This window comes from Isoptericola cucumis, from assembly GCF_014635665.1.
GTDB lineage: Bacteria > Actinomycetota > Actinomycetes > Actinomycetales > Cellulomonadaceae > Isoptericola > Isoptericola cucumis.
In genome coordinates this window covers 351,513-364,546 of sequence record NZ_BMDG01000002.1, presented here as the reverse complement: position 1 = coordinate 364,546, position 13,034 = coordinate 351,513, and the positions used below count along the sequence as shown (strand labels likewise).

General features: G+C 74.2%; 10 protein-coding genes and 1 tRNA gene. 4 read left to right on the top strand and 7 right to left on the bottom strand.

Annotated features, from left to right (window positions below; genetic code table 11):
• Positions 1–3: 3 nt before the first annotated feature.
• From IEW03_RS03845 to IEW03_RS03830, 4 genes are all read right to left on the bottom strand, one after another.
• Positions 4–531 (bottom strand): DinB family protein, encoded by a 528-nt coding sequence (locus IEW03_RS03845; RefSeq protein ID WP_188522319.1) that lies wholly within the window; start codon positions 529–531, stop codon positions 4–6.
• A 157-nt stretch (positions 532–688) separates the two neighbouring features.
• Positions 689–761 (bottom strand) — tRNA-Arg (locus IEW03_RS03840).
• A gap of 185 nt (positions 762–946) precedes the next feature.
• Positions 947–2,302: an MFS transporter gene (locus IEW03_RS03835; protein WP_229737361.1), complete on the bottom strand. Its 1,356-nt coding sequence runs from the start codon at positions 2,300–2,302 to the stop codon at positions 947–949.
• Positions 2,303–2,570: 268 nt separating this feature from the next.
• Positions 2,571–3,800, bottom strand: coding sequence for an ROK family transcriptional regulator (locus IEW03_RS03830; protein WP_188522318.1), 1,230 nt, complete (start codon positions 3,798–3,800; stop codon positions 2,571–2,573).
• Between the two features lie 118 nt (positions 3,801–3,918).
• On the opposite strand from IEW03_RS03830, the gene xylA reads away from it, so the two are divergent.
• The 3 genes from xylA to IEW03_RS03815 all read left to right on the top strand — a co-directional run bounded on the left by xylA (position 3,919) and on the right by IEW03_RS03815 (position 9,301).
• On the top strand, positions 3,919–5,085 hold the full coding sequence (xylA, locus tag IEW03_RS03825) for a xylose isomerase (protein ID WP_188522317.1): 1,167 nt from the start codon (positions 3,919–3,921) through the stop codon (positions 5,083–5,085).
• A gap of 111 nt (positions 5,086–5,196) precedes the next feature.
• Positions 5,197–6,690, top strand: coding sequence for a xylulokinase (gene xylB / locus IEW03_RS03820; protein ID WP_188522316.1), 1,494 nt, complete (start codon positions 5,197–5,199; stop codon positions 6,688–6,690).
• Positions 6,691–6,712: 22 nt separating this feature from the next.
• Positions 6,713–9,301 carry a helix-turn-helix transcriptional regulator gene (locus tag IEW03_RS03815; RefSeq protein ID WP_188522315.1) on the top strand — a complete coding sequence of 863 codons (2,589 nt, stop codon included), beginning with the start codon at positions 6,713–6,715 and terminating at the stop codon, positions 9,299–9,301.
• A 75-nt stretch (positions 9,302–9,376) separates the two neighbouring features.
• Here the strand turns inward: IEW03_RS03815 and IEW03_RS20285 are convergent, their stop codons facing one another.
• A complete protein-coding gene (locus IEW03_RS20285; RefSeq protein ID WP_229737360.1) occupies positions 9,377–10,792 on the bottom strand; it encodes a hypothetical protein in 1,416 nt (471 codons plus the stop codon).
• A 209-nt stretch (positions 10,793–11,001) separates the two neighbouring features.
• Between IEW03_RS20285 and catA the strand changes: the two genes are divergently transcribed.
• Complete coding sequence (gene catA, locus IEW03_RS03805) at positions 11,002–11,655, top strand: type A chloramphenicol O-acetyltransferase (RefSeq protein WP_229737359.1); 654 nt, start codon at positions 11,002–11,004, stop codon at positions 11,653–11,655.
• A 13-nt stretch (positions 11,656–11,668) separates the two neighbouring features.
• Here the strand turns inward: catA and IEW03_RS03800 are convergent, their stop codons facing one another.
• Together IEW03_RS03800 and IEW03_RS03795 are read right to left on the bottom strand one after the other, a co-directional pair.
• On the bottom strand, positions 11,669–12,184 hold the full coding sequence (locus IEW03_RS03800; RefSeq protein WP_188522313.1) for a dihydrofolate reductase: 516 nt from the start codon (positions 12,182–12,184) through the stop codon (positions 11,669–11,671).
• A 17-nt stretch (positions 12,185–12,201) separates the two neighbouring features.
• Positions 12,202–13,023 (bottom strand): thymidylate synthase, encoded by an 822-nt coding sequence (locus IEW03_RS03795; RefSeq protein WP_188522312.1) that lies wholly within the window; start codon positions 13,021–13,023, stop codon positions 12,202–12,204.
• Positions 13,024–13,034: the final 11 nt, after the last annotated feature.

Here is a 13,034-nt window from a genome sequence, read left to right as displayed (position 1 = left end):
CGCCTACTCCCCGGTCGCGCCGTCCGCCAGCTCGCGCACGACGTCGAGGTGCCCGGCGTGCCGGGCGTACTCCTGGAGCACGTGGAAGCAGATCCAGGCGAGCGTCGGCGGCGGCGTCCCGTCGTCCGCGAACCGGCCGCCGACGGCACCACGCTCGGCGAGGTCGTGGGTCGCGAGGACCTCGCGCGTGCGCGCGCCGCCTGCGTGGAGGGCGTCGACGAGCGCCCCCAGACCGACGTCGCCGGGCACCCGCCACGGCCCCGTGGGATCGCCGCCGGTGTGGTCGCCCCACGGGTCGGCGACCTGCTCGCCGAGGAACCCCCAGACGAACCAGCGGCGCTCCATGTGCACCAGGTGGGTGAGCATCTCCAGCGGCGCCCAGCCGCTCGGGACCAGGCTCGTGCGCAGCTGGTCCTCCGTCATGCCCTCGAGCTTCCGCGCGACCGCGCCGCGGTAGTAGTCGAGGTAGGCGGCGAACTGCGCCAACGGGTCGGCAGAGTCCAGGCGGGGTTCGACGTCGGAGAGCGGCATGCCGGCAGCGTACGGCGTGGCCGTTCGGGCGGCGGACGCGGATCAGGCCTGCTCGGCCCCGTCCTGCGGCGACTGGGACGTCGAGACCAGCGACTCACCGGTACGGGCGACCGCGTCGTCACTGGTTGTACGCGAACTGCGAGGCGCCGAGGTCAGGTGCCCGCGGCGCGACTCGAACGCGCGACCTACCGCTTAGGAGGCGGTTGCTCTATCCACTGAGCTACGCAGGCGAGGCCGCAGTGCGACCCGTCGTCAGTTCCGATGCCAGGAGCCGGCGACGCCCCACAGCCTAGCGTCCGACGTCGGGCCCTTGGAATCGGCGCTTGGACGCCCTGCGCTCCCCGTGGAGGCGTCGACGGCCGCGAACGACACGGCCGTCGACGCCCCTGCACGCGAGGTCGGGCTCGCAGGACGGTCAGTCGCCCGCTCGCGCCTTTGCAGGAACGGCGATGCGCCGGGCGACGAGCGCCGCGCCGACCAGACCCACCACGGCAAGGCCCCCGGTGACGACGAACGGATCGGCGACCCCGGGAGCGAAACCGATCCCGATGTAGAGGGTGACGCCCGTGGCGCCACCGAGCTGGTCGGCGGCACGCTGGACGCCGGAGGCGACGCCCGCGTCGTCGTCGGTCACACCGCTCACGGCGACGTACTGCAGCCCGACGATGCCGAAGCCCATCCCCGCGGCCACCAGGATCATCGCCGGCACCGTCGCGACCGCTCCCGCCCCGACGTGGGCGACCAGGGCGATGACGCCGACACCGAGCGCGGTGCACGCGATCCCGACGAGCGCGCAGGTGCGCGCACCCCAGCGGTCGAGCAGGCGCGGGACGGTCGTGGCGGCCGCGACGAGGGCCACAGCGAGCGGAAGGAGCGTGACGCCGGCCGCGAGCGGGCTCAGCCCGAGCCGGTCCTGCAGGTGGAAGGTGAACAGCAGGAACGACGTCGAGAGGGCGGCGCTCAGCAGCGCCGTCGCGAGGTTGGCCATGACCCGCGGCCGGTGGCGGAAAAGACCGAGCGGCACCAACGGGTCGGTCGAGCGCCGCTCGACGACGACGAACGACGCGGCGGCGGCCACCGCGCCGACGAGCGCCACCGCGGGCCACCAGCCGGCAGCCCCGCTCTCACCGGCCTCGACGACCCCCCACGCGAACAGCAGGGGCGCGGCCGTCAGCAGCAGCGCGCCGGGGATGTCGACGGGAGCGCGCCGGGCCGGCTCGTCCGGCGGGACGAGGGCGACCACGCCGAGCAGGATCACGACGACGAACGGCACGGCCACGAGGAAGATCCACCGCCAGCCGAACAGCTCGGTGATGACGCCGGACAGCACGAAGCCGAGCACGAGGCCGCAGCTGGCCACGGCCGCCCACACCCCCAGGGCGCGCGACCGGCGCGGGCCCTCGGGGAACATCAGCACGATGACGGCCATCGCGGCGGGCAGGGCCAGCGCCTCGCCGGCGCCCTGCAGCAGCCTCGCCACGACCAGGAGGGGGAACGTCGGTGCGAGGCCGGCGAGCAGGGACGCGGCCCCGAAGATGCCGGTGCCGGCCAGCAGGACGCGCCGCCGCCCGAGCACGTCGCCGAGGCGGCCGCCCAGCATCAGCAGTCCGCCGCCGGTGATCGTGTACCCCACGACGACCCAGGTCAGCTGACGGGCGCTCGTGCCGAAGTCGGCGCCGATCGACGGCAGGGCGATGTTGACCACGGTCACGTCGACCGCGACGAGGAACTGCAGCATGGCCAGGCAGGCCAGCACCCAGCGCGCACGCACCGCAGGGTGGCCGGTCAGGCGTGCGGGAAGAATGGCTGGAAACACGAGAGTTGCTCCGTTGCTCGAGAGTGGATCCCGGGCAGCACGAGACGGCCGCTCCGGGGTGGACACGGAGCGGCGGAGCGTTCAGCTGAAGTGAGGAGTCGGACGCCCCGCCGCTAGCGGAGCGCCCTCGTCACTGCGGCAGCGGCCGCGGCAGAAGCACCAGACACGGGAGAAACCCTAACCGAGCGACCACGTCACCCGTCCGACGCCGTCGCCGCAGTACTCACACCCACACCGCGGGGTCGGCGACGACCGCCCGCAACACCTCGCGCGCGCCGCCGGTGAGCGCGGCGTGCGGGCCGGCGGCGGCGGGCCGCACGTCGACGGGCGCGAACGGCGCGGCGAGGGCGCGCTCCTCGACGACGCCCGCCACGACGTGCCCGACCCAGCCGAACAGCTCGGCGTACGTTCCGCCGAGGACGATGGTCGAGACGTCGACAAGGTTGACGAACGTGGCGAGCGCGGAGCCGAGGGCCCGGCCGGCGCGCTGCACGGTGGCGAGCGCGGCGTCGTCCCCGTCGCGCAGCAGGTCGACGACGGCGTGCACGGGCGCAGACGCGGGCAGCCCGGCGCCGCGCAGCAGCACCTCCTTGCCCGCGTACTGCTCCAGGCAGCCGGTGGCGCCGCAGGAGCAGCGTGGCCCGGCGGGGTCGACGACGACGTGCCCGATCTCGCCGTTCCAGCCGCGCTGCCCGAGAAAGAGCTGCCGGTCCACGACGATCCCCGCGCCGACGCCGACGTCGCCGGAGACGTAGAGGAACGAGGACGGCACATCGCCCGCGAGCTCGGCGAGGGCCGCGAGCTTGGCCTCGTTGGCGACCTCGACGTCGAGCGGGCTGCCGTCACCGGCGCGCAGGTCGAGCACGGGCACGGGCTCGACCGACGACCAGCCGAGGTTGGGCGCCACCTCGAGCCGTGCACCGCGGGCGTCCACGAGCCCGGGCAGCGCGAGCCGCGCACCGGCCACCCGCATGCCCGCGCCCTCGAGCTCGGCGATCGCCCCGGCCGCGAGGCCGCGGAGCCGCGCGAGCACCTCGCCCGGGTCGGAGTCGTGCAGCGACCCGGTGACGACGCGCTCGGCGACGACGTCGCCGACGAGGTCCAGCGCCCGCACCCCGAGGTAGTCGACATTGACCTCGAGCCCGAGGCCGACGAGGGTGCGCCGCGCGGGCTGGAGCGGGACGGCGGGGCGCCCGGCGCGCTGCGCGACGACGGGCGGCAGCTCGGCGAGGAGGCCGCCGGCGACGAGCCGGTCGACGAGGGTGGAGACGGTCGCGCGGGTCAGTCCCGTGGCGGCGGCGACGTCGGCGCGCGACGGTGGTGTGGTGGCCTCGTAGACGGCGGACGCGACGAGGCTCAGGTTGCGCTCGCGCAGCGTGTGCTGGCGCGAGGCGGCAGCGCCGGTGGGAGGCGCGGGGTGCGCGGTCGGCGCCGTCGTCGGGGTGGCTGGCACGTGTTGACTCTAGCCCAGCGGCGCGCAATAGTTCAGCCATACAACAAAACGTCGCGGTGGCCCGCGACGTCGCGCGGTACCCCCGACTCGACATCCCCACCTCAACGAGGAGAACCCCGTGAGCGACATCAAGTACTCGTTCGGCCTCTGGACCGTCGGCTGGCCGGCCAACGACCCGTTCGGCACCGCCACCCGCCCCGACCTGGACCCGGCGGACTCGATCCGCAAGCTCGCCGACCTCGGCGCGTGGGGCTTCACGTTCCACGACAACGACGTGTTCCCGTTCGGCTCCGAGGGCGCCGACCGGCAGAAGCACATCGACTCGGTGAAGAAGGCGTCCGAGGAGACCGGCCTCGTCTGCGAGATGGTCACCACCAACACCTTCACGCACCCGATCTTCAAGGACGGCGCGTTCACCTCGAACAACCGCGAGGTGCGTCGCTACGGCCTGCGCAAGGTGCTGCGCAACGCCGACCTCGCCGCGGAGATGGGCGCCTCGACGTTCGTCATGTGGGGCGGCCGCGAGGGCACGGAGTACGACAACTCCAAGGACCTGCACGCCGCGCACGCCCGCTACGCCGAGGGCATCGACACCGTCGCCGCGTACATCAAGGAGAAGGGCTACGACCTGCGCATCGCGCTGGAGCCGAAGCCCAACGAGCCGCGCGGCGACATCTTCCTGCCGAGCATCGGCCACGCGATCGCCCTCATCGACACGCTCGACCACGGCGACATCGTCGGCCTCAACCCGGAGACGGGCCACGAGCAGATGGCGGGCCTCAACTACACGCACGGCCTCGCGCTGGCGCTGTACGCGGGCAAGCTGTTCCACATCGACCTCAACGGCCAGCACGGCCCGAAGTACGACCAGGACCTGGTCTTCGGCCACGGTGACCTGCTGAGCGCGTTCTTCACGGTCGACATGCTCGAGAACGGCTTCCCGAACGGCGGCCCGCGCTACGAGGGCCCGCGCCACTTCGACTACAAGCCCAGCCGCACCGAGTACCTCGACGGCGTGTGGGAGTCGGCCAAGGCGAACATGGAGACCTACGACATGCTCGCCGCCAAGGCCAAGGCCTACCGCGAGGACCCGGAGGTGCAGCAGGCCTTCGAGCACGCCGGCATCTTCGAGCTGGGTCAGCCGACGCTGGCCGAGGGCGAGTCGTTCGAGAGTTTCCTCGCCGACACGTCCGCCTACGAGGACGTCGACGTCGACGCGGTCGCGGAGCGCGACTACGGTCTGGTGCGTCTGCACCAGCTCGCGCTGCGCCACCTCATCGGCTGACGCCCGACCACATCCCCGCCGACGTGGTGAGCGCGGGCCCGGGCCGTCCGACCTCGGACCGTCCCGAGCCCGCGCTCACCACGCTCCGGCCCGCCTGAGAGAGAAGCAACGATGCCCCTCGTCGCCGGCGTGGACACGTCCACGCAGTCCTGCAAGATCGTCGTGCGCGACGCCGAGACGGGCCGGCTGGTCCGGTCCGGGTCCGCGAAGCACCCCGACGGCACCTCGATCGACCCGCAGCACTGGTGGGACGCCTTCCGCACCGCGGCGCAGGAGGCCGGCGGCCTGGACGACGTCGCCGCGATCGCCGTCGGCGGGCAGCAGCACGGGCTCGTCGCCCTCGACGCCGAGGGCCGCGTGATCCGCGACGCGATCCTGTGGAACGACACCCGCTCCGCTCCCGCCGCGGAGGACCTGGTCCGCGAGCTCGGCGACGGCGACCGGGCCACCGGCGCCCAGGCGTGGGCCGACGCCGTCGGCTCCGTCCTCGTCGCGTCCCTCACCGTCACCAAGCTGCGCTGGCTGCGCGACGCCGAGCCGGAGAACGCCGCCCGCGTCGCCGCCGTCGCGCTCCCCCACGACTGGCTGACCTGGCGCATCGCCGGCTACGGGCCCGAGGGCGAGTCGCCGCTCGGGCCGCGGCTCGACGCGCTCGTCACCGACCGCTCCGACGCCTCCGGCACCGGCTACTACGACGCCGAGGGCGCGGACGGGGCCGGCGAGTACCGCCGCGACCTGCTGCGGCTCGCACTCGGGCGCGACGACGTGATCCTCCCCCGCGTGCTCGGCCCGGCCGAGTCCGGCGGCGTCGCCCACGCCTCGGTCGCCGGCTCCGGCGTCGACGGCGGCGCCCTGATCGGCCCCGGCACCGGCGACAACGCCGGAGCCTCGCTGGGGCTCGGGATGGAGCCGGGCGACATCGCCGTCTCCATCGGCACCTCCGGCGTCGTGTCCGCGGTCGCCCCGAGGCGGACCGCCGACGGCACCGGCGCCATCAACGGCTTCGCCGACGCGACCGGCAACGCCCTCATGCTGGCCGTCACCCTCAACGCCGCCCGCGTGCTCGACGCCGCCCGCGCCGTGCTCGGCGTCGACGTCGACGAGCTCGCGCGCCTCGCCCTCGCCGCGCCCGCCGGCGCCGACGGCCTGGTGCTGGTCCCCTACCTCGAGGGCGAGCGCACCCCCAACCGCCCCGACGCCACCGGGACCCTGCACGGCATCCGGCTCGCGACGTCGACCCGCGAGCACCTGGCCCGCGCCTACGTGGAGGGCATGCTGTGCGGGCTCGCCGACGGTCTGGACGCCCTGCGCTCCCAGGGCGTCCCGGTCCAGCGGGTCATGCTCATCGGCGGGGCGGCGCAGTCGCCCGCCGTGCAACAGGTGGCCGCGCAGGTGCTCGGGACTCCGGTGAGCATCCCCGAGCCCGGCGAGTACGTCGCCGACGGCGCCGCGCGCCAGGCCGCGTGGGTGCTGGCCACGACCCACGACGCGGGCGCACCCGCGCCGGCATGGTCCACGACGGTCACCACCACCCTGGACGCCGACCCCCGGCCCGTGGTGCGCGAGCAGTACGCCGCCGTCCGTGACATCGTCGATCCAGGGTGACGACGACGGGTGAGGTGGTGCGATGGCCGGCCGGGACGCGTTCCGCACGGACCTGCGTGACGAGATCGTCGACCACCTCGTCGCCGGGTCCAGCGTCGACCTGATCGGCCAGAAGGGCTCGGGCCGCAGCATGCTGGTCGCCGACGCGACCTCCGGACTGGTGGAGCGCGGCTGGGACGTGGTGCGCGTCCAGGGGATCGCGACGCTCAAGGACCGGCCGCTCGAAGCGCTCGCGGTCGCCGACCTGGCCCGTCGTGGCGACCACCGCGGCGAGTCGGCGGTGACGACGGCCGTGCGGCTCGTCGAGAAGGCGGTCGACGACGGCCGCACCGTGCTCGTCGTGGACGACGTCGACGACCTCGACCAGGCGTCAGCCGGTGCGGTCACCGCGGCGCACGCGCGCCGCGCGTTCCCGCTGCTCACCGCCTCCCGCCCGCGGCCGGAACGGTCCGCGGACCCGTACGCGCTGCCGTCGGAGGTCCGCCCCGGCGTCCAGCTCACCGTGCCGGTGCTCGACTACGTCGACGTGTCCGCCCTGCTGGGCGCGGTCCTGCCGGGAGAGGTCGACCCGGAGGTGGTCACCCGCATCAACCGGTCGTCGGGCGGGCTGCCCGGGCTGGTGGTCGCCGTCGCCGAGGCCGCCCGGCGCAGCGGCCGGCTCCGCCAGGTGAACGGCACCTGGGTCGCCGGCCCGGACCTGTGGAGCCCCGGCCTGACCCGCGTCGTCCAGCCGCTGATCGCCGACCTCGACCCGGACGGCGTGGAGGCGGTGCAGATCCTGTCGCTCGCGGGCGCTGTCGACCTGCCGACCGCGGTGGAGCTCGTCGGCTGGCAGGCGCTCGAGGACCTGGACGCCTGCCAGCTCCTGCGCTTCGTCCCGCAGGGCGACGGCGTCGTCGTCGGCATCTACCCGCCGCTCGTCGAGGAGCGGTACCGCCACCTGCCACTCGGTGCGCGCCGCCTGCGGTTCGCCGACCGGATGACGCAGCTGCTCGACCCGGGGGCTCGCACCGAGCCGGAGGAGCGTGAACGCTCGACCGTGGCGCAGTGGTTCGAGCCCGTGGTGGACGCCTCGGCGGTGCCCACAGAGGAGCCGGGCAGGGCCGGGCTCTCGGACACGGTGCTCAACCGGCTCACCGCGGACGAGCAGCGCCGGCAGCTCCTCCTGCGCCGCCACGAGTGGGAGCGCCACCCGTCGCCGCGCACCGCCGCCCACTATCTGCGGGCGTTGCTGATCGGCAACGGCAGCATCGAGGCGATGCACGAGGTCGTCGACGGAACGCCACCGTCCGACGACCCGGCCGAGATGGCGGCCTTCTACCGGTGGCGGGCTCACGCGCTCGCCACCGCCGACGACGACCCCGACGCCGCCCGTGCCCTGCTGCGCCGGGCGGGAGGCGAGGTCGGCCCCTGGTCGGGGCTGCTCCACGCGGTCGAGGACCATCTGACCCTCGTGTACGACCGGGTCCCCGCGTGGCGGGAGTGGCCCGCGACGTCCGACCCGGTGTGGTCCCGCACTCGCGAGTTCTCGTCGACGGTCGACGCGGAGCACCTGCTCGCCACGGGCAGGCCCGAGGCCGCCGCCGCCCTGCTGAGCGCCACCGAGTGGACCGACCCCGACTTCGCGACGCGGTCGCGGGTGCTCACGGGCCTGGCGATGCTCGTCGACGGTGACGTGCACGGCGCGCTGACCTGGAGCTCGGCGCATCTTGAGCGCGCGCGGGCCCACGTCGACGTCGAGGCCGTCCCCGGGCACGCGTTCGTGGCGCTCAGCGCCCTCCTGCTGCTCGGACGGACGCGCGAGCTGCGCCGCCTGCTCGGGTCGGTCCTGGCGATCGGGCTCGGCTCCGCCCTGCAGCGCCACTACCTGGCTGCCATCCTCGAGGTCGCCGCCGCCGTCGCCCGGCGCGACGGCCACGTGACGTCGTCGGCGATGTTGGCCGGTCAGGCCGAACGGACGTCCCGCCGCGGGGCCGCCCTGCTGCCGTCGGTGTCCTGGGTGCCCCGGACGGACGGTGCCGACGGCGTCGACCCCGAGCAGGGGTGGGAGGCCGTGCTCGACCTGCTCGAGCGCGGCTACCTCGTCTCCGCGGCGGTGCGCGCCGGGGACCTGATCGACGTCGCCCCCGACCCCGAGCGGGTAGCGACGCTGCGCGGTGCCGTCGGGCCGGAGCCCGCGGGCCTCGTCGAGACGATCGTGCAGGTCGCGGAGGCGACCGTCGACGAGGACGTCATGGCGGGTGCGACGCTGGGCCGCCGTCTCGCGGACGCCGGCCAGGTCACGCTCGGTGTCCGCGCGGCAAGGGCGACCGTCCGCCGTCTCCGGGCGGAGGACCGGAACGCTGAGGCACGAGCCGTGCAGCAGGACGTCGACCGTGCGCTGCGCCGGGCCGGGGTCGACCCGGACGCCCTGCTGGACCCGCTGCCGGGGGCCACGCTCACGGCCCGCGAGCAGGAGGTCGGCACGCTCGTCGCGGACGGCCTCGCCAACGGCGAGATCGCCCGCGCCCTCGGGATCTCCGTCAAGACCGTCGAGAACCACCTCAACCGGCTGCTGCACAAGCTCGGGGTCACCGACCGGTCCGGCGTCCGCGCCGCGCTGCGCGGCTGACGACGCCCTTCCGGCACAACGCGATGCCGGCCGGTGATCGCTCACCGGCCGGCATCGTGCCCTCGTCAGCCCGAGTCAGTCCGCGTCGTGACGCGCCCGGCGCGCCCCGGCCAGGCTCAGGCCGCCCAGGGCGACCAGTCCGGCGGCCGCCGCGGCCATCGCACCGGCACCGTCCGGGCCGGTCCGCGGGAGTGCGTCGCCGTCCGTCTCGACCACTGCCGCCGATTCGGCCACCGGTGCCGCCACGGGTTCGGTCAGGCTCGGAGCGCCGATGGTGTCGACGTCCAGGGCCACCGTCGTGACGTCCGACGTCGGCAGGTTCGCCGGGTCGGTCGGGTCGGTCGGCACCGTGGGGTCAGCCGGGTCCACCGGGTCCACCGGGTCCACCGGGTCCACCGGGTCCACCGGGTCCGTCGGGTCCGTCGGGTCCGTCGGGTCCGTCGGGTCCGTCGGGTCCGTCGGGTCCGTCGGGTCCGTCGGGTCCGTGGGATCCGTCGGGTCCGTCGGGTCCGTCGGGTCCGTCGGGTCCGTCGGGTCCGTCGGGTCCGTCGGGTCCGTCGGGTCCGTCGGGTCCGTCGGGTCCGTCGGGTCCGTCGGGTCCGTCGGGTCCGTCGGGTCCGTCGGGTCGGTCGGGTCCTCGCCACCGGGGTAGAACGTCACGTGGCTGATGTCCTTGCCCTCGAGCAGCAGGTCCGTCGTGAGGGTCACGACGTCCCCGGCCCGGAACGGGCGGTCGGCCGTGTAGACGACGTGCCCGCTGCCGGCCTTCAGGACGATGGTGTTGATCGGCGTCTCCGGGTTGAACTCGGGTCCGAAGGTCAGGACGATCGTCCCCTTGTTCGTGAACGTGAAGGTCACACCGGGAATGCCGGCGCCCTCCCAGCTGTCCCCGTCGATCTTGTCGACCGGGTTCGGATACTTGTCGTTGCCGTCGACGAAGCCGCCGTTCGACATCCCGGGGCCCGCACCGGCGGGCTCGTCGGCCTTCTGCGTCGTCGAGGCCTTCGGCTCCGACGTCTCCGGCTTCGGTGCCGCGGGCTTCGACGTCTCGGTGGCCGGTTCGCCCTTGTCCGGGGTCGCGGCCTCCGCGTCGTCCGCGGCAGGAGCCGTCTCCGCCGGCGCGGGCTCGACAGGAGCCGTGTCGACCGGCGCGGGCTCGACGGGCTCGGGCTCGACCGGCTCAGGCTCGACCGGCGCAGGCTCGACAGGAGCCGTCTCGACCGGCGCAGGCTCGACAGGAGCCGTCTCGACCGGCGCAGGCTCGACCGGCGCAGGCTCCACCGGCTCCGGCTCCACCGACGGCTGCTCCGTCTCGGTGGTCTCCTCGGCCGGAGGGGCCGTCTCGACCTCGAGGCCACCCCCGACGCCGTCCGCTCCGGTCCCGGACTCCTGGCCCACGGCCGTCGCGACGCCCGGGGCGAGCGCGAGGGCCGCCCCCGCGGCGAAGCACGTACCGGTGCGGAGCATCTTGGTGGTCCTCGTGGTCTTCATGGTCTCCTCCTGTTGAAGTGGTGGTATGACCACGTTCGCGCAGGCCAGAGGACACCCAGGGCGCGCGGGGAGGCGCATGGGTGCCGTCGGCCTCAGAGTGGGTGCCGGCGCGCCCGACAGGGTGCAAGTCGCTCCTGGAGAGGGTGCACGGCGGCGGCGACCGACTATGCGCTGGCGTCCCGACGACGCGGGCTGGCATGCTCCGGCTGGTGACCACCGCGCGCCCGATCGACCTCGCCACCTGGCCCCGACGCGAGCACTTCGAGCACTACCGCGACCGCGTGCCGTGCACCTACGCCGTCACGGTCGACGTCGACGTGACCGAGATGGCGGCCGCGCTGCGGGCCTCCGGCCGCAAGACCTACGTCGCCCAGGTGTGGGCGCTGGCCTCGCTCGTCAACCGGCACGCGGAGTTCCGCACGACGCTCACGGCCGACGGCGCCCCGGCGACGTGGGACGAGCTGCACCCGATGTTCACCGTGCTCAACCCGGAGCGGGAGACGTTCGCCGCGGTCTGGGCGCCCTTCGACGCCGACTTCGGCCGGTTCCACGACGTCGCGGCCGACCTCCTGGCCACGCACCGGAGCGCCACGACCTTCTTCCCCCAGGACGACGTCCCCGCCAACACGTTCGACGTGTCGAGCCTGCCCTGGACGTCGTTCACCGGCTTCACGCTGCAGGTCGCGGGCGGGTGGGACCACTTCGCGCCGATCTTCACCCTCGGTCGGTACACCGAGCGGGACGGGCGCACGGTGCTCCCGCTGGCGGTGCAGGTGCACCACGCCGTCGCCGACGGGTTCCACACGGCCCGGCTGGTGAACGAGCTCCAGGAGCTCGCGTCCGACCCGTCGTGGATCTCCTGACGACCTCTTCCCGCTACGCGCGCGCCCGGCCGTAGGCACGGACGCGGTGACGCAGGCTCCCCGGGCCGGACGACGTCGCCCACGCGCCGTCGTCGACCAGCCGCCACATGGCCGGGTCGACGACCGGGGCGAAGGCGTCGCCCGCGACGTCCAGGTCGACCTCGGTGACGACGAGCCGGTCGGCGAGCGCCAGCGCGTCGGCGTAGACCTGCTCGCCGCCCATCACCCAGACCTCGTCGCCGCCGTCCGCGGCGGCCGCCGTCGCGAGCGCCTCGTCGAGCGAGGAGGCGACGACCGCGCCGTCGTCGTGCCAGCCCGCCCGCCGCGTGACGACCACGTTGGTGCGGCCCGGCAGCGGACGCCGCGGCAGGGACTCCCAGGTGCGGCGACCCATCACCACCGGGTGCCCGGCCGTCGTCGCCTTGAAGTGCGCGAAGTCCTCCGGCACCCGCCAGGGGATGGTGCCCGCGGCCCCGATGACGGGCCGCCCCTCGCCGTCGCGTGCCTGCGCCCAGATCAGCCCGATCACGTCAGCCCGATCCGCGGTCAGACGGCGACCGGGGCCTTGATGCCCGGGTGGTGCTGGTAGTTCTCGACCTCGATGTCCTCGAAGGCGTAGTCGAAGATCGACTCGCGCGGCGCGAGGCGCAGCGTCGGGTACGGGTAGGGCTCGCGCTCCAGCTGGGTGCGCACCTGCTCGACGTGGTTGTCGTAGACGTGGCAGTCGCCGCCGGTCCACACGAACTCGCCCACCTCGAGCCCGGTCTGCGCGGCCACCATGTGCGTGAGCAGCGCGTACGAGGCGATGTTGAACGGCACCCCGAGGAAGAGGTCCGCCGAGCGCTGGTAGAGCTGGCAGCTGAGCCTGCCGTCGGCGACGTAGAACTGGAACAGCAGGTGGCAGGGCGGCAGCGCCATGTCCGCCAGCTCGGCCACGTTCCAGGCGCTGACGATCAGGCGCCGCGAGTCGGGGTTGACCTTGATCTGGTCGATGACGCCCGCGATCTGGTCGACGTGCTCGCCGTCCGGCGTCGGCCACGAGCGCCACTGCACGCCGTACACCGGGCCGAGCTCGCCCTGGGGGGAGGCCCACTCGTCCCAGATGCTCACGCCGTGCTCCTGCAGCCAGCGCACGTTGCTGTCGCCGCGCAGGAACCACAGCAGCTCGTAGGCGATCGACTTGAGGTGCACCCGCTTGGTCGTGATCAGCGGGAAACCCTGCTGCAGGTCGTAGCGGAGCTGCCGGCCGAAGACGCTGCGCGTGCCCGTCCCGGTGCGGTCGTCCTTGTGCGTGCCGTGCTCCAGCACGTCGCGCAGGAGGTCCTCGTACGGCGTGGGGACGGGGCTCGACGGCGTGGGCGCGCTCATGCCGGCCAGTC